Genomic DNA, 24,310 nt, shown 5'->3' with positions numbered 1-24,310 from the left:
TTGTGCGGGGAAAATATACAATAAAAAATAAGGTGAGCTAATGTCATTATATTATGAAAGTGGGGAAGAGATACGCGCGGGTGATATTGTTATCTGGTTAAATCAAAGTGGTGAGTTTTATCAATTTGATCAAGCTATTATGAAAGTTTGGGAGGTTGCTAAAACCAATGATGGGGAGCTGGTTGGGGTGAATTTAATGCCACTACAAGCTGAATCTCCTATGCAGATGCTGAGAGCATTGGTTAGACCAGAAGATCCTGAGTCATCATCTGACATTGTGAAAATGAAAGATGTTCCGGGGCTCTATACCATTACACGATGGTTTCTACCCTTGGAGCAAGTGTCTAAAAGTTTGGGATTGATAGCACGTATTGATTATTTTGCTGAACATAAAATAGGGCATGGCGAATTGATTCTTCAATTAATTAGAGATAAAGCCGAGCAATATCGAGGCATTTATCAATATTATTTGGCAGATCAAGCTTATCAACAACATGACTTCCAACGTTATATTGATTTACTACGTCAATCTGCACAATCAGGATATAGTCCTGCGATGTGTCAGTTAGCACAGCAATTGTTTATTGGCGGAATTTTACAAAAAAGTCTGGAAGGAAGCTTTAACTGGTATCGAGAAGCTGCGTCCAAAATGGATAGTATTGCGCTATATCAGTTGGCAGGATGTTATGCACGAGGACATGGCACCGAGCAAGATTTACAAAAAAGTTTGCAGCTCTTGCAACAATCATCTGAACAGGGTTGTTGGGCAGCGACATTGGAACTGGCAGCCTATTATCGTTTTGGTTGGTTAACCTGTTTCTTAGTCAATTCAGTTTATCCGAATTATGGTGTGGTGAGCGACCATGTGATTCATCCGGGGCGGGCATTATATCTTTATCATCGAATTGCATCTCAAGCTCCTGAAACTGAAAAAGTAGTTTTAGCTAATGCTTACTATCATTTAGCTTGGATGTATCAAGATGGAATTGGGACAAAACGTGATTACGAGCAATGCGTATATTGGTATCAAAAATCTGCTGATTTAGGTAATTCAGTTGCAATCAATAATTTGGCAGATAAATATGAGCATGGTTTAGGTGTACCGCTTGATTTAGATATGGCAATTGGACTGTATCAAGAAGTAGCAGGGCAGGTAATAGCAGCAGATTTAAGCTTAGGCCGTATGTATTTAGAGGGGCGAGGTGTTGAGCGCGATTTAGCATCTGCCCGAAAACATTTAAATGTTGTACTAGATGCACGTATTGAAGGTATAGATGCAATGCAGGCGGAAGCCATGCAATTAATCGCATCCTTTGCAGAAGACAGCCCATTTCAACAGGCACAGCAAATCCTCAAAAATGCACGTGATTATTCAATTGAGCAAATCAATGAGCAAATCCGAAAAATTGATTCATTTTTACATATGGATGAAGCCAAGCAATTATTCTTTAAATTGTTTTTACTCAATGCGCAAAAAGGTGAAGCATCTTCGCAGTATCAAGTAGGCTACTGGTATTTAAATGGGTTGTACACTGAAAAAAATTTGGAAGAAGCAGTGTACTGGATTCAAAAAGCGGCTGATCAGAAAGATCGCTATGCAGAATGTAAAATTGGTTATTTATATGAAAAAGGGCTTTATTTTAATGCAAATTTAGATGTTGCACAAAAATGGTATGAGCGCTCATTACGAAAGCCTTCAACGGCATACACTCCAGAATATGTAGGGGGGCAGTTGAATTCTGAGTATTTAGAAATGTATGACAGAATGAATAATGAAGCATTACAAGGGTTGGTGCGAATTGAAGAAAAACGACCTAAACGTAGTAAGTGGCAATTTTGGAAGAAATAAAAGTCATTTTTTTTGCAACGATTGTTATTTGTTATTACTGTATCGTTAATAACTTTTATAGGTCTAAGTTTTTGTATTTACTGATGTATTAAAATTACTAAGAGCTTTAAGCTATAGTTTTATAAGTGTTTGGGTCTAAATAAGAGAATCTTTTCTAAATCATAGGGAGTGAATTCCGACCATTGTCGCGCTATTTCTATACAAGATTTGATTTCAGAATACTTGAGCAAATTACTCGGTCATGTAATTTGCTAATTATTGATGGAGATCGATCATGGCACAAACACACACAGGGAAACTACAAAAATTCTTAACGATATTTTTGTGTTTTTGGGTCGCATTTTTTGAAGGTTTTGATCTTCAAGCACCGGGTATTGCAGCTAAAGGAATTGCAGCGACATTCGGTTTGGATCAAGTTCAAATGGGATATGTTTTTAGTTTAGGCGTATTTGGAATGCTTTTTGGAGCATTCTTTGGTGGGCGCATTGCCGATTATCTAGGGCAGAAGAAAGTTTTGATGCTTTCTATCGCCATTTTTGGCATTTTTATGTCTTTAACGGCATTGGCACCAAGTGTTGAAGCTTTATATGCGGCCCGCTTTTTTACAGGTTTGGGACTTGGGGCTGCAATGCCAACCATGATTTCAGTTGTGGGTGATGAAGCAACTGAAGCGAATCGGGGTAAATTAAATAGCTTGATGTATTGCGGCTTACCTGTTGGTGCAATCTTTGTTGCGAGCCTTGCAATATTGTTACCTGAAGTTCAATGGCAAACTTTATTTTTGATTGGCGGTTTAACGCCGTTGCTATTAATTCCATTGATGGCAGTTATTCTTAAGGATAAGCCAAAAGTGGTTGTTGTCGAGAAAGCAGCTATAGAAACTGTGCCAAATATGGCGCAAGTATTGTTTAAAAACCAACAATATAAGAATACCTTGCCACTTTGGGTGGGTTTCTTTTTTACCTTAATGATTAATTATATTTTGATTAGTTGGTTGCCTAACTTGTTGATGGAACAGGGTTTGGAAAAGCCACAAGCCTTTATGGTCATGTTGGTCTTTCAAGTCGGTGCGGTTGTTGGTACTTTGGCTTTGGGTTATTTGTTGGATCGCTTAAAACTTTGGCAAATGGCGACCATTATCTATGGTGGGTTATTTATTGCGCTGGTTTTATTGTTTACGACAACGTCTATTCCTGTATTAATTTTAGCAGGCGTGATGGGCGGTATTTTTTCTACAGGTGGTCAGTCTATTCTTTATGGGATTTCACCAATTTTCTATTCAGGAATGGGGAAAGTAACAGGGGTAGGAAGTGCGATTTCTTTGGGGCGTTTAGGTGCAATGACAGGGCCTTTGTTAACGGGGGAAATTTTAACATTGGGCTTGGGGGCGACTGGTATTTTAATCGCAAGTTTACCTGCCGTAGTTATTTCAGCAGTTGCTGTAACTGCGCTATCGCGTTATAAATCGACTTACAAGTAACTCAAGCGAGAAAAAAGAGAATCGAAAGATTCTCTTTTTTGCAATTTTATTTAAAAAATAGAGAAAGTTGAATTGTTTGCTAAACTAGCATGATAGAAAAACTGATTTATTTTTTATGACCTATCAATTGATTCAACTCTCTATTCAGGCAACAGATAATATTTCTTGTCCACATTGCCAACAAAACGTTATAGATTGGGCTGAGGAACAATATGTTCAGCCATGTGAACATACATTATTTATTGCCATGGATGTTGGCTTTGAATATATGACCGATGAGTTCGAGCAGACTATGCCGCGTTCGGTAGATGATTTACATGCTAATGATGATCAGGTGAATATGTTTTCAGAGATCACTCTATCTACTTATCCTGATTATTTGATTGTTAAATCAGATTTGGGAATAGAGGGGTATTTTCGTTATGTGGGTTTTACTGCATAAAATGGTATGACATTGGATTAAAAAAAGCTCCAGAAGGAGCTTTTTTTTGAGAAGAAATTAACTTTCGATAATTTCTTCTTCAACATCATCATCGACAGTGTCCATGCCAAGTTCTTTGAGCTTACGGGTTAAAGTATTACGACCCCAGCCTAAAAGTTCAGCAGCATGGCGTTTACGTCCACGTGTTTGTTGTAAAGCTGCTGTAATTAGAGTACGTTCAAACATAGGCGTTGCAATGTCAAGAATTTTCATCTCGCCATTTTTAAGCTTTTGTATAGCCCATTGGCCTAATAACTCATCCCAATGATGCAGTGAAACGCGATCAAAAGTACTATTGGGTTGAGCTTCATCACTAGAGCGCTGAATTGGAATTTGCTTTAATTCAGAAGGTAGGTCTTCAGGGTAGACCTCACGCCCAGTAATCATGACCGTTAGCCAACGGCAAGTATTTTCAAGCTGACGCACATTGCCTTGCCAAGGCAGTTGTTGCATATATTCTTGGGTTTCTGGACGTAAAATTTTAGGATTCACACCTAATTCTTTACCAGCACGAGCCAAGAAGTGTTGCGCCAACATTGGAATGTCTTCGCTACGGTGTGCAAGTTTTGGAATGTGGATACGGATCACATTTAGACGATGATATAAATCTTCACGGAAGCGCCCATCATTGACTAATTTTTCTAAATCCTGATGAGTGGCAGCAACAATCCGTACATCAACTTTGACAGGAATGTGTCCACCAACGCGATAAAATTCACCATCTGCTAATACACGTAATAAGCGTGTTTGGGTTTCAAATGGCATATCGCCAATTTCATCTAAAAATAGCGTTCCGCCATTGGCTTGTTCAAAACGACCTTGGCGTTGAGAGTTTGCACCTGTAAAGGCACCTTTTTCATGTCCGAACAGTTCAGTTTCAATCAAGTCTTTTGGAATGGCTGCCATATTTAAGGCAATAAAAGGTTTGCTGCTACGTGGGGAATGGCGATGAAGCGCATGTGCAACTAACTCTTTACCTGTCCCAGATTCACCATTAATCAGTACAGTAATGTGAGATTGCGATAGGCGGCCAATTGCTCGGAATACTTCCTGCATAGCAGGGGATTCACCAATGATTTCAGCAGATTGAATTGGAGGAGCGGTTTTGGCAGATTCTTGTTGTTGTAACTTGGTAATATGCAAGATCGCACGATTGACCAACGCCAAGGCTTCATCAATATCAAAAGGTTTAGGTAAATACTCGAAAGCACCTGTTTGATAACTGGATACAGCAGATTCTAAATCTGAATGCGCTGTCATAATAATCACAGGGAGATCAGGATGGCTGGCTTTTACTTTGCCTAAAAAGGTGAGACCATCGATGCCTGGCATACGAATATCGGTCAAAATTACATCAGGTAAATCGGTGCTCAGTTGATCAAGAGCAGATTGCGCTTCTTCAAAACTGGTAACATCAAAACCTTCTTCTTTGAATGTTTTTTCCAACACCCAGCGCATGGCACGATCATCATCAATTACCCATATTTTATTTCGCGACATGGTTAGACTCCCAAGGTAAATATAAGCTAAATACAGTTTTTCCTGGAACTGACTGACATTCAATCATTCCGCTATGTTGATGCATAATATTTTGTGCAATGCTCAGCCCTAGTCCCGTGCCTTTAGCACGTCCTGTGACCAGTGGGTAAAACACGGATTCTAAAATTTCTTCTGGCACACCTGGGCCATTGTCCTCAATATCGATGCGAATAGCAGAGCGTTTTAACACACCATTAATCGTGACAAGGCGTTGAATACGTGTTCGTAAAATAAGTTCAGGTTGGTGATCAACAAAGAATTCTTTATTTTCCATCATAGCTTGTACTGCATTGACGCTGATATTAAGCATGACTTGAATAAGTTGATCGCGATCTGCCATCACATCAGGTAATGACAAATCGTAGTCACGGGTGATTTTGATTTTCTTTTTGGTTTGATTGGTAATGAGAGAGCGAACACGTTCTAAAGGTTCATGCACATTAACCAGTTCATAACTCGGTAATTGGCGAGATCCGAGCATAGTGTCGGCTAGATTACGTAAGCGATCGACTTCACTAATAATAATGTCGGTAAATTCTGCATATTGTGGATCATTCAAGCTTCGCGCAAGGAGTTGTGTTGCACCACGAATGCCACCTAAAGGATTTTTAATTTCGTGCGCTACACCGCGAATCAATTGTCTTGCAACTTGATGTTGTTGAATTAAGTTTTCTTCTTTAGAAATTTTCAACATCCGATCAATTGGATTGAGTTCGATTAGGAGCAGTGGATGATACGGCTTTTGAGCGTTAATTTGTGAGACAGTATAATCCACATGAATATCTTTAAAATTCACACTAATGGTTGCTTCACGACGGGTATAGGGTTGTCCTGTGGTGAATGTATTTAATAGTGCTTCTTGGGTATTGAATTCATCATTGGGCATATGGAGTAAATTTAAAACAGGTTGACCCGAGGCGCGCAGCAAACTAATGTCAAATAATGATTCACAAGAAGAATTTAAATAAAAAATATTAAGGTGACGATCGACCAGCAAAATAGCTGTAGTTAAGTTGTCCACTAAAAGGCGGTAGTCGATAGCGACGGGTTGATCCATTAGCGAAAGCATCCTGTATTAAAATAGCGCAATGGCATCTGCACTTCTTGTCATTTCTCCCTATTCTGGGACATTCAACGAATTAAACGTTGTCGAAATAAAGCAAAATGCACGCCAACTTTAAGTATTTGTCTAAATAAAAAAATTGCCGCAATAAAAGTGTGCTTTTTTTTGTGCTTTGATTGCAGAAACTCATAGCATAGTAAAGCAATTAAAATTATTAGTGAACCAAAATGGTGCGCATAAAATATTTGGTAAAAAATTGGATGTATTTTGGTGCGTTATACAAAGAGTCGGCTTTCTGTCTGTTTTTATGATTCGAAAAGACATACAATACGCGCATTATAGTGGAGTGCAGATTCATGAAGTCCCCCAAAGTCGGTTTCGTTTCTTTAGGTTGTCCTAAGGCATTGGTAGATTCTGAACGAATTTTAACTCAGTTGAAGACTGAAGGTTATGATGTAGCATCGGATTATGATGGTGCTGATTTGGTTGTTGTTAATACTTGTGGTTTTATTGAATCTGCAGTACAAGAGTCTTTAGACGCAATTGGCGAAGCCATTAGCGCAAATGGCCGTGTCATTGTGACAGGGTGTTTGGGTAAAGATGAAGAAAAAATTCGTCAAATGCATCCAAGTGTTTTAAAAGTAACGGGTGCTGCCGCGTATCAAGATGTGATGGAAGCTGTGCATGAATATGTGCCTGCACCACCTAAGCATAACCCATTTATTGACCTTGTTCCTGAACAAGGGATTCGTTTAACGCCAAAACATTATGCTTATTTGAAAATATCAGAAGGCTGCAACCATCGTTGTACATTCTGTATTATTCCAAGTATGCGTGGTGATTTGGTTTCACGTCCTGTGGGTTCAGTGTTAAGCGAAGCACAAGCGCTGAAAAAAGCGGGTGTGCAAGAAGTCTTGGTGATTTCACAAGATACATCAGCTTATGGTCTAGATACCAAATACAAATTGGATTTTTGGAACGGTCAGCCGGTTAAAACCAAATTCTATGATATGTGTGAAGCTTTAGGTCAGCTTGGTATCTGGGTGCGTTTACATTATGTTTATCCATATCCACATGTGGATGCAGTGATTGATTTAATGGCGCAAGGCAAAATTTTGCCATATTTAGATATTCCTTTTCAGCACGCCAGTCCGCGCATCTTAAAATTGATGAAGCGACCAGCTCATAGTGAAAACACATTGGAACGTCTGAAATTGTGGCGTGAAAAATGTCCAGAATTGGTGATTCGTTCAACATTTGTGGTGGGTTTCCCAGGTGAAACTGAGGAAGATTTCCAAGTGTTGCTTGAATGGTTGAAAGAAGCTCAGCTTGATCGTGTCGGTTGCTTTACCTATTCGCCTGTAGAAGGTGCGACAGCAAATGATTTGCCAGATCATGTGCCTGAAGAAATCAAGCAAGATCGTTATGAGCGTTTTATGGAAGTTCAACAGGCTATTTCTGCTGCGAAACTACAAAAACGTATTGGTCAAACCATGACTGTGCTGGTTGATGATTTAGATGAAGAATTCCCAGTAGCGATTGCACGTTCTTATGCAGATGCGCCTGAAATTGATGGTAATGTTTTTGTAGAAGATATTGATAAGAGCTTGATTAAATCGGGTGATTTGCTCGAAGTTGAAATTACTGATGCAGATGAATATGATTTATATGCCAAGTTAATTCAGATCAAATCAGCTTAAAAAGATACGAATAAAGTTTTAGATATTTGAAAATTCGGAGATTCCCAGATGTTGGACTCAAAAAAGCCCCGTTACGAACGTATTTTATTAAAACTTTCTGGTGAGGCGCTTGCTGGAAATAAAGACATGGGGATTGATGCACAAGTGCTTGATCAAATGTCTTTAGCAATTGCACACTTAGTTGGTTTGGGTGTTCAAGTGGGTATCGTGGTTGGTGGTGGTAACTTATACCGTGGTAGTCAATTGCAAAAAGATGGTTTGGTTGGCCGTGTAACAGGCGATCAAATGGGTATGCTTGCGACTGTGATGAATGGTTTGGCTTTGCGTGATGCTTTGGTGCGCCGTAACATTAAAACGCGTTTAATGTCTGCTTTACCGATTGGTGCTGTAGTTGAATCTTATTCAAGTCGTGATGCGATTCGCCATTTAACTCAAGGCGAAGTGTGCGTATTTGTTGCGGGTACAGGTAATCCATTCTTTACGACAGATACAGCAGCTTGCTTACGTGGTATTGAAATCGAAGCGAACTTGATCTTGAAAGCCACCAAAGTCGATGGCGTTTATAATAAAGATCCAAGTAAATACGATGATGCTGTGAAATATGACAAGTTAACTTTCGATCAAGTACTTGATGAAAAATTAGGTATTATGGATTTAACCGCAATTTGCTTGTGCCGCGACCATAATGTACCACTTCAAGTCTTTGATATGAACAAATCTGGCTCATTGCTTTCAGTGGTTATGGGTGAAAAAGAAGGGACACACGTTACGAATTAATGTACGTGAGCCTGAAAGCTCTTTATACTACACGCTATTTAGTAATTACATCTCTTAGAATTAAGTAAGGAAGATCATATGATTAACGATCTTAAAAAAGACAGCGAAGACCGTATGAATAAGACTCTAGAGTCTCTAGAGCACGGTTTTGCCAAAGTTCGTACAGGTCGTGCGCACCCATCTATTTTAAATGGTGTGATGGTTTCTTACTATGGCTCTGATGTTCCACTGAACCAAGTGGCAAACGTTGGTCTTGAAGATTCACGTACATTGTTGGTACAGCCATTTGAACGTTCAATGGTATCTGCAATTGATAAAGCGATTCGTGAAGCAGGTTTAGGTCTTAACCCGATTACTGCGGATGCGATTCGTGTGCCAATGGCTGCACTGACTGAAGAAACGCGTCGTGATATGCAAAAAGTTGCGCGTACTGAAGCTGAAAATGCCAAAGTTGCGATTCGTAACATTCGTCGTGATGTATTGGGTGATTTAAAAGCATTATTGAAAGAAAAAGAAATTTCTGAAGATGATGATCGCCGTGCATCAGACGACATTCAAAAAATCACCGATAAATTCGTTGCTGAAGTAGAAAAGCGTTTGGCTGCGAAAGAAGCTGAATTGATGAAGGTTTAAGATTTAATGACCGCATCAGAAGATAGCTTGCTTCTTCCAAAACATGTTGCCATCATCATGGATGGCAACAATCGTTTTGCTAAAAAGATGCAAATGCAAAAAGGTGATGGACACCGTGAAGGTAAAAATGTCCTCGATCCGATTGTTGAACACTGTAGAAAAAATCAAATTCAAGCGTTAACTGTTTTCGCATTCTCTAGCGAAAATTGGAATCGTCCCCAATTTGAGGTGGATTTACTCATGGTATTGTTAGAAGAAACAATCCTAGAGCAATTGCCTCGAATGGAAAAATTTAATATTGCTTTACGTTTTATTGGTGATCGTTCTCGTTTATCTTCACATTTACGTGAGTTAATGTTGCAAGCTGAACAAAGGACTGCTAAGTTCGACAGCATGACGTTGACCATTGCGATCAGTTATGGTGGTATGTGGGATATGGCGCAGGCTGCAAAGCAAATTGCAGCGGATGCTGTTGCAAAAAAAATCGCTATTGAAGATATAAATGTTGAGTTGTTTGGACAACATGTCAGTATGGCGGATTTACCAGCTGTCGATCTATTGATTCGTACAGGTGGTGATTTTCGTTTGTCGAATTTTTTACTTTGGCAGGCAGCATATGCTGAACTGTATTTTACCCAAACCTTATGGCCTGAGTTTACTGTTGAGGAATTCGATGATGCGTTAGCAGTTTTTGCTGGGCGCGAACGTCGTTTTGGGAAAACTTCAGAGCAAATCCAACAAGAGAAAAATTGAGAATTAATACATGTTAGAGCGGATTATAACCGCATTGGTATTGGTAGCAGTCGTACTCAGTTGTATGTTTGCTACACAGTCTCAGTATCCAATGTTTATGCTGATGATTGTTGCAGCAGGGGTTGCAGGGTATGAGTGGTTTAAGCTTATGCCAAGAAAAAATAAAAATTCTGTGAAACTCCTAGCTTGGGTTTATGGTATTGCAACTGCGGCTTTAGCAACTTTGGCATTATATTTTAATGATATTGCTTTATTGCTTTGGGCAGCTTCTATTTTATGTTGGATTTTAAGCATCTTTTGGGTTAAATCGTATCCAGATTATGATGGATGGTACAATCCAAGCTTAAAGATTATTGGGTTTGTTTTAATTTCTGCTGCGGTTACCGCAATTTTCTCTGTATGGCATAGTTCACCATGGTGGCTCATGTACCTGTTTTTATTGGTATGGGGGGCAGACAGTGGTGCTTATTTTGTCGGACGTAAATTAGGAAAGAAAAAACTTGCACCAGATGTGAGTCCAAATAAATCGGTTGAAGGTTTATATGGGGGTGTTTTTACTGCAATGCTGATTGTTGCTGCTGTAGAGGTTCTTTATTTAGACTTAACCATTGCTCAACATATTCTGTTTTTGATTTTATCTGTAGTCACGGTATTTAGTTCTGTTTTAGGTGATTTGTTTGAATCTATGATCAAACGTCGTGCAGGAATTAAAGATTCAGGTCGTATTCTACCAGGACATGGTGGCGTGCTAGATCGTATTGATTCATTGCTTGCTGCGGCTCCAATTTTTGCTGCTGGCATGTATGTTTTAAAACTTATTGGTGTAAATTTATAGATGTCGCAATCTGTTTGTATATTGGGTGTAACGGGTTCCATTGGTCAAAGCACCTTAAAAATTTTGCAGCAGCATCCTGAAAAGTATTCTGTATTTGCAGTCACGGCACATAGTCGAATTTTAGAACTTGTTGAAATATGCAAACAGTATCGACCGAAAATTGTAGTTGTTCCAGCAAATAAAGTTGCCGAACTACAACAACAGTTCCAAAAACAAGATTTGAATCATATTGAAATTCTGATAGGTGAGGCTGGCTTAATTGCTGTTGCTGAACATACAGATGTTGATGTGGTTATGGCTGCTATTGTAGGTGCTGCGGGCTTATTGCCAACACTTGCTGCTGTTAAGGCTGGTAAGCGTGTCTTGCTTGCAAATAAAGAAGCATTGGTGATGTCTGGCGATCTCATGATGCAAGCTGCACTTGATTACAATGCCCAATTGCTTCCTGTTGATTCTGAACATAATGCTATTTTCCAATGTTTGCCTGATGGGTATTTTCAGGCGGAGCGCAATGGACAGCCGAAGCAGGGTGTATCGCGAATTTTACTGACCGCTTCTGGTGGTCCATTTCTCAACCATAGTCTTGAACAATTACAAAATGTAACGCCTGCACAGGCCTGTAAGCATCCGAATTGGTCTATGGGGCAAAAAATTTCTGTTGATTCTGCCACCTTAATGAATAAAGGTTTGGAGCTGATAGAAGCTTGTCATCTGTTTGCAATTTCAGAACAGTTTGTAACAGTGGTGGTTCATCCGCAGAGTATTATTCACTCTATGGTTCAGTACGTGGATGGTTCAACTTTAGCGCAAATGGGTAATCCTGATATGTGTACGCCAATTGCGCATGCACTTGCATGGCCTGAGCGTATTCAGACCCATGTACCTGCACTTGATCTATTTATGAATCATCAGTTGGATTTTCAAGAACCTGATACAACGCGTTTCCCTGCATTAAAACTGGCACGACAGACTATGCAAAGTGGTGGATTGGCTCCTGCCATTTTAAATGCAGCAAATGAAGTTGCAGTTGCAGCATTCTTAAATCAAGCGATTGCTTTTACTGAAATCCCTCAAGTGGTCGAACAGACTTTGAATCAAGTGGAAAATAGTGCTGCGGAATCGATAGAGCTTATTTTGCAAGCAGATCGAGTGGCTCGTTCTGTTGCACAGCAAATTGTCATCAATAATGGAAGTTAAAACATGAGTGCCTTGTTTATTATTGTGGCTGCAATCTTTCTGCTCGGGCCGCTGATTGCGATTCATGAGTTTGGACATTATATTGTTGCACGTAAACTCGGTGTCAAAGTTTTAGTCTATTCGATTGGTTTTGGTCCAACTTTATTGAAGTGGACATCTAAAAAGTCTGGCATTCAATATCAGCTTTCGGCATTACCATTTGGTGGCTATGTCAAAATGTTGGATGAACGCGAAGGTAATGTTGCCGAAGAAGATTTGCCGAAGGCATTTAATCGACAACATCCTTGGAAGAGAATCGCAATTGTTGCTGCGGGGCCGCTGATTAATTTGGCTTTTGCCGTGGTTTTATTTTGGATTTTATTTTTACCCTCTCAAGAGCAACTCAATACTCGTGTTGGTAAAGTGTTACCGAATACACCTGCTGCTACAGTTCAACTGAATGTTGGTGATAAAATTACGGCAGTGGATGGTACGCCAGTCACAACGTGGGAAAAGTTAAATTTTGCGTTGGTGGATCGGGTCGGTGAAACAGGTTCAATCGAAGTTCAAGCTGATCGTAATGGTCAAATACAAACGTTTAAATTGCCGATTCAAAACTTTTTAAAGGATCAAAGTCAGTCTGCATTAGATAGTCTTGGCTTTATGCCATATCGTCCACCTATTGCTGCTATTGCCACTAAACTGAGCGCAGATGGTGCTGCCATTCGTCAAGGGATGAAAGAAGGCGATAAAATTATTGCGATTGATGGTGTGAAAATGAATGATTGGTTTGATGTCGTTCAAACTGTTCAGGCTGCACCGGAAAAATTATTGAAAATTGATGTGTTGCGTCAAAATCAATTGGTACATTTGCAAATCATGCCACAAGCGAAGCGTGATAATATGGGGAATGTTTCTGGTGTGCTTGGTGTACAAAGTATACCCGGAAAAATAACTATACCTGCAGAATACAAACAAACGATTCAATATAGTCCAGCTGAAGCTTTTGTCATGGCGGTTGATAAAACGGGTCAAATATCAGGTATGATTTTGAACTCGATTGTCAAAATGGTCCGTGGTTTAATTGGTTTGGATAATTTATCTGGGCCTATTACGATTGCTAAGGTTGCAGGACAGAGTGCAGAAATGGGTTGGCAGACCTTTATCTCATTCATGGCTTTAATGAGTGTAAGTTTAGGAATTTTAAATTTATTGCCTATACCCATGCTTGATGGTGGACATTTAGTTTACTATTTTATTGAGCTGATCCGTGGTAAACCTGTTTCTGAACAAATACAATTGGTTGGTTTGAAAATTGGTATGGTACTGCTTGGGAGTATGATGCTCCTTGCATTATTCAATGACTTCATGCGTTTATAAGAACGTGGATACGAAATAAATTAACATCGGAAAAGACAGGCATGCAGCACACACATTTATTTATGCCTTTGGCACTCATCAGTGCAATGGCAGCAGTACAACAAGTATATGCAGCAGATGAATTCATTGTCCGCGATATAAAAATTAACGGGCTTGTTCGTTTAACGCCAACCAATGTCTATGGGATGTTGCCTGTCAATGCTGGTGATCGTGTCAATGATACAACCATTGCAAATGCGATTCGTGCTTTATATGCCACGGGCTTGTTTGATGATATTAAAGCATCTCAAGAAGCGGATGCGCTCATTTTTACAGTGGTTGAACGCCCACTCATTTCAAAAGTTGAGTTTAAAGGTAATAAGCTCATACCTAAAGAAGCGCTAGAAGAAGGGCTGAAAAAAATGGGTATTGCAGAAGGTGAGGTTTTGAAAAAATCTGCCCTGCAAACTATTGAGACAGAACTTGAACAACAGTATATGCAGCAAGGTCGTTATGATGCTGATGTTAAAGTTGTTACCACAGCTAGACCGAATAATCGTGTCGATTTAACCGTTGATTTTGTGGAAGGTAAAGCTGCTAAAGTTGTTGATATTAATATTATTGGTAATACTGTTTTTCAAGAAAGCGAAATTAAGCAGGCCTTTGCTGTAAAAGAGAGTGGTTGGAGTTCAATTGTTACGCGTAACGACCGCTATGCACGAGAAAAAATGGCAGCCAGCCTAGAAGCTTTACGCGCATTATATTTAAATAAAGGTTATATCAATTTTAATATTACCAATTCAAATTTGAACTTGAGTGAAGATAAAAAGAATATTTTTGTTGAAGTTGCTGTAGAAGAAGGTGAGCAATTTAAGTTTGGTGAAACTAAGTTTTTAGGCGATGCACTTTATAAGCCAGAAGAATTAAAAGCCCTAAAAATTTATAAAGATGGCGAGACTTATTCTCAAGAAAAAGTAAATGCAGTCAAACAACTTTTACTTCGTAAGTATGGTAATGCAGGTTATTACTATGCTGAAGTAAATATGGTTCCTGAAATTAATAAAGAAACAAAACTGGTTGATTTGAACTATTACATTAATCCGGGGCAACAGGTGACTGTGCGTCGTATTAATTTTATGGGTAATACGAAAACAGCCGATGAAGTTTTACGTCGTGAAATGCGCCAAATGGAAGGTGCATTGGCAAGCAATGAAAAAATTGACTTGTCTAAAGTTCGTTTAGAGCGTACAGGTTTCTTTAAAACGGTTGATATTAAGCCAGCGCGTATTCCGAATGTGTCAGATCAGGTTGATTTAAATATCAATGTTGAAGAACAACACTCAGGTACAAGTACACTTGCTGTTGGTTTCTCACAAAGCGGTGGTGTAACGTTCCAAGCGGGCTTAAGTCAAACCAATTTCTTGGGTACAGGTAATAGTGTCGCGATTGATTTATCGCGTTCAGAAACTCAAGATTATTATAATTTAAGTGTGACAGATCCATACTTCACCATTGATGGTGTACGTCGTGGTTATAATATGTACTACCGTAAAACCAAGTTAAATGATGACTATAACGTTAACAATTATGTGACGGACAGTTTTGGTGGTGGTATTACGTTTGGTTATCCAATTGATGAAAACCAAAGTATCAGTGCGGGTCTGAATATTGACCAAACCGATGTTACGACAGGGCCATATGTGTCAACCTATGTACGCGATTACTTGTTGGCAAATGGTGGTAAGGCAACTGGTAAGGCAACTGATGTTTGTGTTGGTAACATTGAATATCTATATGAAGATGCGAGTAATCCGACCTTGATTACAGGTAGTAGATGTAATGGACAACAAGTTGACTTTGACAATGAATTCAAATCTGATTTTTTAACTTACAATCTTAATTTAGGTTGGTCATATAACACGTTAAACCGTCCTGTATTCCCAACCAGTGGTATGTCGCATCGTGTGAATGGGGAAATTGCTTTACCAGGTAGTGATGTTGAATACCAGAAATTGACATATGATGCCCAAGCCTTCTTACCCTTACCTTATGAGTTTGTACTGCGTGGTTATGGTAAGTTGGGTTATGGTAATGATTTGCCCTTCTATAAAAACTTCTATGCAGGTGGCTTTGGTTCGGTTCGAGGTTACGACAACAGCACTTTAGGTCCAAAGTATCCAGGTGTAACGAATAATGAGTCACGTCTAATGGATAATAATCCTGAAGAAGTGGGTGGTAATGCATTAATACAATTTGGTGCGGAACTCGCATTGCCTTTACCATTTAAAGGGGATTGGACACGTCAAGTTCGACCAGTACTTTTTGCTGAAGGTGCACAAGTGTTTGATACGCAATGTAATATTCCAAGTGGAACGTTGTATTTAGCTGGTACACCAACTGATCCGGGTGTGAGTGCTAAAAAATATTGTGAAGATAACTTTGGTTTTGATGCTGAAAACATGCGTTATAGCGTAGGTGTTGGCTTTACATGGATTACCATGATTGGTCCACTTTCACTCAGTTATGCATACCCATTGAATGATAAACCGGGTGATGAAACTAAAAATATCCAGTTTGAAATCGGTCGTACTTTCTAAGTACGATCCTGTAAAGGTTTAAGAAGGATATTAAAATGAATAAAATATTAATGAGTCTACTTGTTGCTGGATTGGCCAGTACTTCAGTTGTTCATGCAGCGGCTTATGGCGTTGTTGATTTAGAAAAAGTGGTTGAAAATAGTACTTATTTAAAGCAGCAAAATGCTTCTTTACAGCAGACTGTGAATCCGCAAACGACAAAACTTGAGCAATTGGGTAAGGAGTTGGAGGGTATTCAACAACGCGCTCAACAAAACCCAAATTTATCTGAAGCTGAAAAGCAAAAGATGATGACTCAGTACCAAACAAAACTGAAAGAGTTTAATTCAATTCAACAGGGCTTGCAGACGACGGTTCAGTCTTCAATTCAGGTGATGAATAAGACTTTGGATGGTCGAGTGAAACAAGTTGCTGAACAATTGCGTAAAGAAAACAACTTAGATGTTGTTTTAAATAAAAATTCAGCGCTTGCCTATGACGCTAAATATGATTTAACTGATAAAATGATTCAAAAGGTCAATGTTATTAAGTAATCAATGAATCCTAGACAATTGCGCTTAGAAGATCTGGCTCGCCTTGTACAAGGCGAGTGTATCGGTCAATTTGATTTAATATTAGAAGGGCTGGCAAGCTTAGATGCTGCCCAAGCAAAACATATTGCATTTGTAAATGCAGATAAATACTTAGATCACGCACGTGCTTCAAAAGCAGGTGCGTTAATTGTTACGTCAGCTTTAAAAGCGCAGCTAGATAGCCATAATAACTTTATTGTGGTTGATAATCCTTATCTGGCTTTTGCTATTCTGACCCATGTGTTTGAGAAAAAACATACACAGCAGGGTATTGAAAGCACAGCCAAAATTCATCCCTCTGCCATAATTGCTGATAGTGCCTACATTGGGCATTATGTAGTAATTGGCGAACACTGTGTGATTGGTGATGAAACGGTTGTTCAATCACATGTCAAAATTGATGATGATGTCGAAATTGGTAAACAATGTTTTATCGATTCGCACGTAACAGTCACAGGCGAAACTAAAATAGGCAATCGCGTCCGTATTCATGCCAATAGTGTGATTGGTAGTGAAGGTTTTGGCTTTGCACCTTATCAAGGTAAGTGGCATCGGATTGCACAATTAGGTTCAGTCAAAATTGGTCATGATGTCAGAATTGGATCAAATTGTAGTATTGATCGTGGTGCATTAGACGACACAATTTTGGAAGATGGTGTCATTATTGATAACCTTGTGCAAATTGCGCATAATGTGAAGATTGGTGCAAATACAGCTCTGGCTGCAAAATGTGGTGTTGCAGGTAGTACTACAATTGGCAAAAACTGTGTGCTTGCTGGTGGGGTAGGTGTGGTTGGTCATATTAATATTGCAGATAATGTAACAATTACAGCTATGTCAATGGTCACAAAAAGTATTTCTGAATCTGGTAGCTATTCTTCTGGTACGCCAATGTTGGAAAGTTTACATTGGAAACGCGCTGCTGTACGCTTTAAACAATTAGCAGATGTGCCATTGACCCAATTGCTAAAACGGCTTGATCATATACAGACTCAAATCGAGTCCCTTGAATCAACTTTTAAGCGTAAATAGAATATGATGACTGAGTCGAATACTCCTGCATTTACGAAGCCTGAATTGCCAATGCACATTCAACAAATTCGTGAATATTTACCTCACCGCTATCCATTTTTATTGGTCGATCGTGTTGTTGATGTGACTGATAATGCTATTGTGGGTTATAAGAACGTTTCAATCAACGAAGAGTTTTTACAGGGACATTTCCCAGGCTATCCAATTATGCCTGGTGTATTGATTGTTGAGGCATTAGCTCAAGTCTCTGGTATACTTGGTTTTATTATGAATAATGAAAAACCAAGTGAAGGCTCTTTGTTTCTTTTTGCTGGCGCAGAAAAGGTCCGCTTTAAGAAACAAGTTGTTGCGGGTGATCAACTGGTTTTAAAATCTGAGTTGGTGATGCACAAACGTGGTATTTACAAATATAATTGTATCGCCACAGTCGATGGTATTGTAGCAACTACTGCGGAAATTATGGTTTCGCATCAAAAAATAGAGCAGGCATGAGTAATAACGATTTAATTCACCCAACAGCTATTATTGACTCATCAGCAGTCATTGCTTCAGATGTGCAAATTGGTCCCTATTGTATTATTGGGCCACAGGTCACTATTGCTGAGGGCACCAAACTACATTCACATGTCGTTATAGGTGGCTTTACTCGGATTGGGAAAAATAATGAAATATTCCAATTTGCGAGTGTGGGTGAAGTTTGTCAGGATTTAAAATATGCTGGCGAAGAAACTTGGCTTGAAATTGGCGATCACAATTCAATTCGTGAACATTGCAGTTTGCATCGTGGTACGGTTCAAGATCAAAGTTTGACTAAAATCGGTAGTTATAACTTATTGATGGTAAATACTCATATTGCCCATGACTGTGTAATTGGCGATCATAATATTTTTGCCAATAATGCTGGTATTGCTGGTCATGTACATATTGGTGATTATGTAGTGGTTGGCGGAAATTCAGGTATTCACCAATTCTGTAAAATTGATTCTTACAGTATGATTGGTGGTGCTTCGTTAATTTTAAAAGATGTGCCTGCTTATGTGATGGTCTCGGGTAACCCAGCACATGCCTTCGCGATGAATGTAGAAGGTATGCGTCGTAAAGGTTGGTCTAAGAACGTTATTCAGGCATTACGCCAAGCATTTAAATTGATTTATAAAGATGGTTTAACCACTGAGCAAGCGATTCAGCAGATTCGTACGGAAATATTACCTGAAGTTCCTGAAGTACAGTTACTGATTGATTCTCTAGAGCAATCTAAGCGTGGCATTGTTCGTTAATTCAATCTTGCGTTGCATAAAAAAGACACCTAATGAGGTGTCTTTTTTTTTGATTTTATTTCTTAAAATAACCTGCTTCTTCTGATTTTGGATAATTTTTAACAAGCTTGCTTTTGAGTTGGTTGGCAAGTGTTGTATTGCGATCTACATCTTTGGCAATATTGTGAAGTTGATAGAGTGCTCGTGCCGCTTTTGCTGAATTAGGATATTGATTGACGACAATATTGTAATTCTTTTTCGCTTCAGTGTAATTGGTCGGTTCAATGGCTAAATTAAATTCAGCGAGCCAAAAATAAGCATTGCTAATATAGACACTGTTGGGATTGTTTTTGATGAAGTTTTGCATTGGAGTAATTGCTTTTTTAGCACCACCTTGTTTGTAGGCATCTAAAGCCACGGTATAAGCGGCTTTATCTAAATCAGCAGTAGAAGGAGGTTGTGTGCTCACAACAGGTGCTTGAGTGTTTGTTGTCGCTGCTATTGGGGTTGGTGTGTTGGAGGTACTGGGAGGAGTATCCTGTTGGTTATCCTCCGCTGGAGTCGCACTTTCAGGATCAGTTTTTTGTTGTAATAGTTCTAGTCGCTGATCTAAGTCTGTGTAGCGATTGGTTAATTCATGTTTAAGCTGTTCAATTTCATTGCCTTGTTCTTCAATTTTGCCACGTAGTGTACGAATATCATTTTCTAATTGTTGATTTTTTTGCATGATTTGCCAATTCAGATTGGTCGGCACATTTGCTGTAGTTGCACCTAAATTAATGGCAGCATTATTTGCGCTAGTCTCGTTGTTATTCTGACTTAATCCACGGGATTCAATTGGAATATTGGCATAAAGTGAGGCTGAGCTAAATAAGACCAGTGCGCATAAAGCATGCTGTTTGAGCATCATAAAAATATCCATTTCGTATTTTTGGGCACATTCTAAATTCCTGACTTTAGAGCGTACCTATTTAAAAGACCTGACGACATTAAAAACGTCCATGCTATGAAATGCAATATACATTTACAATCTTGTCGTAGTTTTAAAGTAAGTGATTACATTGATAAAAAATATACAAAAATACTGTTTTTAATCAAGATTGTTTTTTTAATAAGCAAATGAAAGCAATACGCTTATAAAAGTTGCTTGAACGCTTGCAAGTTAAATAAAAATCTCTATACTCTGTTCTTGCAATGGTAGCCCCGCTGGTGGCTTCGCAATTGTACTCTGTGAACCCCGCCAGGACCGGAAGGTAGCAACGGTAACAGAACTATGATGTGCCGAAGTTTTGCTAGTGGGGTTGCCACCAGTTTATATAATAATAACGTTAATCCCTTCTGTTAAATATCATTTTCTAGTCTCGTAATTGCTTTAATAATTGTCTCCATTTCAAATCCTCGATACATTAAAAAGCGAATTTGTTTTGCTTTAAGTTTTGCTTCTTTTTCTACAGTTAAACCAAACTTCTTTACTTTCAGTTGATACGCTTGTTCGTTCCAATCGGTTTCTTTTAATTCCTCTTGAATTAAACTGCTATCAATTTTTTTTGATTTTAAAGCCAGCTTAATGCGATTAGGTCCTTTACCTTTGCGTTTTTGACTCGACAGCATCATTTCGGCAACACGTTGGTCACTCTGATAGTTTTGTGTTGCTAGCTCATCAACCAGTTTTAAAACTTCATCTCGATCCATCGCATATAAGGCCAGTTTCTCAATCAGTTCTGCTTTTGAGTATTCCCGACGTGTCAGTACAGCAAAGGCATAGGAGCGCAAACGCGAGCCTGTAAGCCCTTGTGCTTTAGGCTGTTGCTCATCGTCAAAGTTCAACGCTTCTAATGATTCAGGTGGAGTGGTAGGAGAGGTCGACTCTGTTGAGTCATCAAATTGCTGCTTGAGTACATCATAATCAAGCATTGTCGGAAATTTTGAATTGCTCATAGTGTATCGATCACATCAAATAAAAAACGCCCCGTAGGGCGTTTTACAGTTTAAGACTTATATAGCTTGAAAACAAATTTCTGTTTTAAGCATCTAGAAAGTCTGGTTCTACTTCATCTTTTTCTTCAATAGGTGTGGTCGTTGGTGTCAACAATTTTTCACGAATAAGACGATCAAGTTCTTGTGCAATTTGAGGGTTTTCCTCTAAATGGCGAATCACATTATTTTTACCTTGACCGATTTTATTGCCTTGATATGAATACCAAGCACCCGCTTTTTGTACCAGTTCTTGTGCAACAGCAAGATCAACCAGTTCACCCAGTTGATTCACACCCTTGCCATATAAAATTTGGAACAATGCTTCCTTAAAAGGAGGTGCCATTTTATTTTTCACGACTTTAACGCGGGTTTCTGAACCGACAATTTCATCGCCTTCTTTCACTTGACCAATACGACGGATATCCAAACGTACAGAAGCGTAGAATTTGAGTGCATTACCGCCAGTTGTGGTTTCAGGGCTACCAAACATTACACCAATCTTCATACGGATTTGGTTAATGAAGATGACCATGCAATTTGAGCGTTTTGCATTACCAGTAATTTTACGTAATGCCTGACTCATCAAACGTGCTTGTAAGCCCATGTGTGAGTCGCCCATTTCACCTTCAATTTCAGCGCGAGGTGTCAGTGCAGCCACGGAATCGACAACGATCATGTCAACAGCACCAGAGCGGACTAACATATCTGCAATTTCAAGGGCTTGCTCACCGTGGTCCGGTTGAGAAACCAATAGGTTGTCAAGGTCGACACCCAGCTTACGCGCATACTGAGGATCGAGTGCATGTTCTGCATCGATGAAAGCACAAGTACCACCCGCTTTTTGACATTGTGCAATGGCTTGCAATGTCATTGTGGTTTTACCAGAAGATTCAGGACCGTAAATTTCGACGATACGACCTTTCGGTAAGCCACCAATACCGAGCGCAATGTCTAGTGTTAAAGAGCCTGTAGAGACCGCTTCAACGGCCAATACGGTATTATCACCTAGACGCATTACGGTATTTTTACCAAATTGTTTTTCAATCTGGCTTAGGGCAGCATTAAGCGCCTTACTTTTATTATCATCCATCTCACAACCTCAAAACGATGTCACAAAAATATTAACTTAAGTGGATGAGTTACTTTTAAACGTGTTCCACTCAAGTATAGTGACAGATCTATTCTTTATGTTCTATATCAATTCTGTCTAGTGCGACAGAATATGACGCTTAAATTAATCATCATTATAAGACCAGCTTTGGTCAGACTGCTGATTATTGTCTTGTTTAAATTTACTGATTTGTCGTCGATCTTTTTTACTCGGTCGATGTTCAGGTCGGGCTAGATTATGCAACTTTCTTTGTGTTGCAAGCAACTCTCGTCGCGCAATACTGACTTCTGTTTCTGCATAAAGTTGTTGTGCAATTGGTGCTGCACCGCGTATAGCTGACAATGCTTTGATCATAATGGTTTTTCGGTCGAAACCTTGTTGAATGGTCAGTTCCATGCCAACACGAACTTCTTTCGATACTTTAACACGTTCACTATTATGGTGAACCTTACCACCTTCAATGGCAGCCTTCGAGATTGAGCGTGTTTTAAAAAAACGTGCAACCCAAAGCCATTTATCAACACGCATACTTTCAACGTTGTTTTGTTGAGAGAGATTAGGCATATTTTTTCAGATCCTCAGCTTGTTCCAATATTGCAATGAAGTCAGTTAAATGATTTAAAATCGGATAAGGGCTTTCAGATCTTATCTGTCCTTTAGATGAGGGCTGCGCAATGGTAATCAAATGCTGAAGACCAAATTTTTCTGCTCCATTAAGAACTTTTTCTGTGTCATCAATAAAATAGGCTTGATTGATTTGGAAGGGATGTAGTGCGTGTAGCTGTTGCCAAAATTCGGGATATTCTTTGGCATAGCCGATACTTTCGCTGCTGATAATCACATCAAAATAATGGGCTATTTGGGTTTGTTCAAGTTTAAACTTTAAACCCTCACAATCGGCATTGGTTGCAATCCAGCAGGAATAACCATTTGATTTTAAATAATCGAGTAATTCCAAACAGCCTGCACGTAAAGCAACGTTGTGTTTAAATTCTTGTTGCAATGCAAGGGTGTCGACAGCTACTTTTGAGCTCCAAAAACGGGTCGAATACCAATTTAGGGTATGATTATGTTCTTGATAAAACTGAAATAGGGCTTGGGTGCTTTGTTCCAATGTGCAACCATGTGTGGCAGCATATCGAAGTGGAAGTTGATGATTCCAAATGAAATCATCATAAGCAAGATCAAGGAGCGTACCGTCCATATCGAAGATGATGGTCGGTTTTTCTGAGTAATTCGACATATAAAGGTAATCTATGTTTAAAACAACAACAGCACCACAAGATGCTTTGATTTTACAGTTGGTTCCCATTGTGACACAGGCATGTGAAATTTTGCGAGCAGAATATCAAGCATATTGTGCAGGTGTCGCCTTTGATGTTGAGAGAAAAAGTGATAATTCACCTGTAACCCAAGCGGATTATCGGGTGAATGAATTTATCACGACAGCATTGCAGGAAAATTTCTCAGATATCCCAGTATTGTCAGAAGAAGGGGATAATACAGAACGTAAGCAGTGGCCAAGCTTTTGGTTGCTTGATCCTTTAGATGGTACGAAAGAATTTCTGCATAAGAGACCTGAATTTACAATTAACTTAAGTTTGGTGGAGGGTGCGCATACCACTTTTGCTATATTGGCCATTCCCGGTGAGCAAGCGATTTATATCTGCCCAAAACAAGGTTTGCCTTTAAAATTTGAGATTCAAACGGGTCTATGGCAGGAATATGTGGAAGATCAGCCATCGACAGAGATTCGAATTGGTTTAAGTCAGAGTAGTCAAGATAAACCTAAATATGCTGAATACTTAGAAATATTAAAACAAAGAGTAAGCATTGCGGAGTTTAAAGCAGGCAGTGCTTATAAATTTTGTATGATCCTTGAAGGCAAAGTCGATATTTATCCACGGTTTCATCCTACTAGTGAATGGGATACCAGTGCGGGTCAATGTCTGGTTGAGCGTATAGGTGGTGGAGTGGTTGATTTAAAAGGCCGTCCTTTTTTATATAATCAACGGGATAGCTTGTTAAATGGTGGCTTTATTGCATTTCGTAATATTGATATGAAAGAATTGGCATTTCAAGCCCTAGAACTTATGGCAAACAGACCTTGAGCTGATGAT

Annotated in this window: 23 protein-coding genes and 1 other RNA gene; 17 read left to right on the top strand and 7 right to left on the bottom strand. The window is 39.2% G+C overall.

What is annotated here, in order from left to right; genetic code table 11:
• Nucleotides 1-40: 40 nt before the first annotated feature.
• From B9T30_RS00935 to B9T30_RS00925, 3 genes are all read left to right on the top strand, one after another.
• Nucleotides 41-1,849: a tetratricopeptide repeat protein gene (locus tag B9T30_RS00935; RefSeq protein WP_086183364.1), complete on the top strand. Its 1,809-nt coding sequence runs from the start codon at nucleotides 41-43 to the stop codon at nucleotides 1,847-1,849.
• Between the two features lie 274 nt (nucleotides 1,850-2,123).
• Nucleotides 2,124-3,329 (top strand): 3-(3-hydroxy-phenyl)propionate transporter MhpT, encoded by a 1,206-nt coding sequence (gene mhpT / locus B9T30_RS00930; protein WP_086183363.1) that lies wholly within the window; start codon nucleotides 2,124-2,126, stop codon nucleotides 3,327-3,329.
• A 115-nt stretch (nucleotides 3,330-3,444) separates the two neighbouring features.
• Nucleotides 3,445-3,771: a hypothetical protein gene (locus tag B9T30_RS00925; protein WP_086183362.1), complete on the top strand. Its 327-nt coding sequence runs from the start codon at nucleotides 3,445-3,447 to the stop codon at nucleotides 3,769-3,771.
• A gap of 57 nt (nucleotides 3,772-3,828) precedes the next feature.
• Here the strand turns inward: B9T30_RS00925 and glnG are convergent, their stop codons facing one another.
• On the bottom strand, nucleotides 3,829-5,310 hold the full coding sequence (glnG, locus tag B9T30_RS00920) for a nitrogen regulation protein NR(I) (RefSeq protein WP_086164043.1): 1,482 nt from the start codon (nucleotides 5,308-5,310) through the stop codon (nucleotides 3,829-3,831).
• Nucleotides 5,297-6,406, bottom strand: coding sequence for a nitrogen regulation protein NR(II) (gene glnL, locus B9T30_RS00915; protein ID WP_086164042.1), 1,110 nt, complete (start codon nucleotides 6,404-6,406; stop codon nucleotides 5,297-5,299). The genes glnG and glnL overlap by 14 nt, the downstream gene beginning before the upstream one ends.
• A gap of 362 nt (nucleotides 6,407-6,768) precedes the next feature.
• Between glnL and rimO the strand changes: the two genes are divergently transcribed.
• From rimO to lpxA, 12 genes are all read left to right on the top strand, one after another.
• Nucleotides 6,769-8,112: a 30S ribosomal protein S12 methylthiotransferase RimO gene (rimO, locus tag B9T30_RS00910; protein ID WP_086183361.1), complete on the top strand. Its 1,344-nt coding sequence runs from the start codon at nucleotides 6,769-6,771 to the stop codon at nucleotides 8,110-8,112.
• A gap of 48 nt (nucleotides 8,113-8,160) precedes the next feature.
• Nucleotides 8,161-8,889, top strand: a complete 729-nt coding sequence (pyrH, locus tag B9T30_RS00905; protein WP_004651724.1) for a UMP kinase — start codon at nucleotides 8,161-8,163, stop codon at nucleotides 8,887-8,889.
• 78 nt (nucleotides 8,890-8,967) lie between these two features.
• Nucleotides 8,968-9,522, top strand: a complete 555-nt coding sequence (gene frr / locus B9T30_RS00900; RefSeq protein WP_086164039.1) for a ribosome recycling factor — start codon at nucleotides 8,968-8,970, stop codon at nucleotides 9,520-9,522.
• A gap of 6 nt (nucleotides 9,523-9,528) precedes the next feature.
• Nucleotides 9,529-10,275, top strand: a complete 747-nt coding sequence (gene uppS, locus B9T30_RS00895) for a polyprenyl diphosphate synthase (protein WP_004651727.1) — start codon at nucleotides 9,529-9,531, stop codon at nucleotides 10,273-10,275.
• Between the two features lie 10 nt (nucleotides 10,276-10,285).
• The gene (locus tag B9T30_RS00890) at nucleotides 10,286-11,110 is read left to right on the top strand and encodes a phosphatidate cytidylyltransferase (protein WP_086183360.1); all 825 of its coding nucleotides are present in this window, start codon (nucleotides 10,286-10,288) and stop codon (nucleotides 11,108-11,110) included.
• Nucleotides 11,111-12,307, top strand: a complete 1,197-nt coding sequence (gene ispC / locus B9T30_RS00885; RefSeq protein ID WP_086183359.1) for a 1-deoxy-D-xylulose-5-phosphate reductoisomerase — start codon at nucleotides 11,111-11,113, stop codon at nucleotides 12,305-12,307.
• A 3-nt stretch (nucleotides 12,308-12,310) separates the two neighbouring features.
• Nucleotides 12,311-13,666 carry an RIP metalloprotease RseP gene (rseP, locus tag B9T30_RS00880; RefSeq protein WP_086183358.1) on the top strand — a complete coding sequence of 452 codons (1,356 nt, stop codon included), beginning with the start codon at nucleotides 12,311-12,313 and terminating at the stop codon, nucleotides 13,664-13,666.
• 41 nt (nucleotides 13,667-13,707) lie between these two features.
• Nucleotides 13,708-16,242, top strand: a complete 2,535-nt coding sequence (gene bamA, locus B9T30_RS00875; RefSeq protein WP_086183357.1) for an outer membrane protein assembly factor BamA — start codon at nucleotides 13,708-13,710, stop codon at nucleotides 16,240-16,242.
• Nucleotides 16,243-16,277: 35 nt separating this feature from the next.
• A complete protein-coding gene (locus B9T30_RS00870; RefSeq protein WP_086183356.1) occupies nucleotides 16,278-16,775 on the top strand; it encodes an OmpH family outer membrane protein in 498 nt (165 codons plus the stop codon).
• 3 nt (nucleotides 16,776-16,778) lie between these two features.
• Nucleotides 16,779-17,846 (top strand): UDP-3-O-(3-hydroxymyristoyl)glucosamine N-acyltransferase, encoded by a 1,068-nt coding sequence (gene lpxD, locus B9T30_RS00865; RefSeq protein ID WP_086183355.1) that lies wholly within the window; start codon nucleotides 16,779-16,781, stop codon nucleotides 17,844-17,846.
• A gap of 6 nt (nucleotides 17,847-17,852) precedes the next feature.
• The gene (gene fabZ / locus B9T30_RS00860) at nucleotides 17,853-18,338 is read left to right on the top strand and encodes a 3-hydroxyacyl-ACP dehydratase FabZ (protein ID WP_086183700.1); all 486 of its coding nucleotides are present in this window, start codon (nucleotides 17,853-17,855) and stop codon (nucleotides 18,336-18,338) included.
• Nucleotides 18,335-19,123, top strand: coding sequence for an acyl-ACP--UDP-N-acetylglucosamine O-acyltransferase (lpxA, locus tag B9T30_RS00855; protein WP_004651735.1), 789 nt, complete (start codon nucleotides 18,335-18,337; stop codon nucleotides 19,121-19,123). The genes fabZ and lpxA overlap by 4 nt, the downstream gene beginning before the upstream one ends.
• 55 nt (nucleotides 19,124-19,178) lie before the next feature.
• Here the strand turns inward: lpxA and B9T30_RS00850 are convergent, their stop codons facing one another.
• Entirely contained in the window at nucleotides 19,179-20,012 is an 834-nt protein-coding gene (locus B9T30_RS00850) for a YbgF trimerization domain-containing protein (RefSeq protein ID WP_086183354.1), read from the bottom strand.
• 294 nt (nucleotides 20,013-20,306) lie between these two features.
• Here B9T30_RS00850 and ffs point away from each other — a divergent pair.
• Nucleotides 20,307-20,403: signal recognition particle sRNA small type (gene ffs, locus B9T30_RS00845), an RNA gene on the top strand.
• Nucleotides 20,404-20,443: 40 nt separating this feature from the next.
• Here ffs and B9T30_RS00840 read toward each other — a convergent pair.
• From B9T30_RS00840 to B9T30_RS00825, 4 genes are all read right to left on the bottom strand, one after another.
• The gene (locus B9T30_RS00840) at nucleotides 20,444-21,040 is read right to left on the bottom strand and encodes a regulatory protein RecX (protein WP_086183353.1); all 597 of its coding nucleotides are present in this window, start codon (nucleotides 21,038-21,040) and stop codon (nucleotides 20,444-20,446) included.
• Nucleotides 21,041-21,125: 85 nt separating this feature from the next.
• On the bottom strand, nucleotides 21,126-22,169 hold the full coding sequence (gene recA / locus B9T30_RS00835; protein ID WP_086183352.1) for a recombinase RecA: 1,044 nt from the start codon (nucleotides 22,167-22,169) through the stop codon (nucleotides 21,126-21,128).
• Nucleotides 22,170-22,313: 144 nt separating this feature from the next.
• Entirely contained in the window at nucleotides 22,314-22,754 is a 441-nt protein-coding gene (locus B9T30_RS00830; protein ID WP_086183351.1) for an RNA-binding S4 domain-containing protein, read from the bottom strand.
• Entirely contained in the window at nucleotides 22,747-23,433 is a 687-nt protein-coding gene (locus B9T30_RS00825; RefSeq protein WP_086183350.1) for an HAD-IA family hydrolase, read from the bottom strand. The genes B9T30_RS00830 and B9T30_RS00825 overlap by 8 nt, the downstream gene beginning before the upstream one ends.
• Nucleotides 23,434-23,446: 13 nt before the next feature.
• Here B9T30_RS00825 and B9T30_RS00820 point away from each other — a divergent pair, with 13 nt between their 5' ends.
• A complete protein-coding gene (locus B9T30_RS00820; protein ID WP_086183349.1) occupies nucleotides 23,447-24,301 on the top strand; it encodes a 3'(2'),5'-bisphosphate nucleotidase CysQ in 855 nt (284 codons plus the stop codon).
• Nucleotides 24,302-24,310 lie beyond the last annotated feature (9 nt).

It is taken from the genome of Acinetobacter sp. ANC 4973 (assembly GCF_002135275.1).
GTDB classification, from domain to species: domain Bacteria; phylum Pseudomonadota; class Gammaproteobacteria; order Pseudomonadales; family Moraxellaceae; genus Acinetobacter; species Acinetobacter kyonggiensis.
Note: the sequence above shows the minus strand (reverse complement) of the source record. Positions and strands in the feature narration are given on the sequence as shown.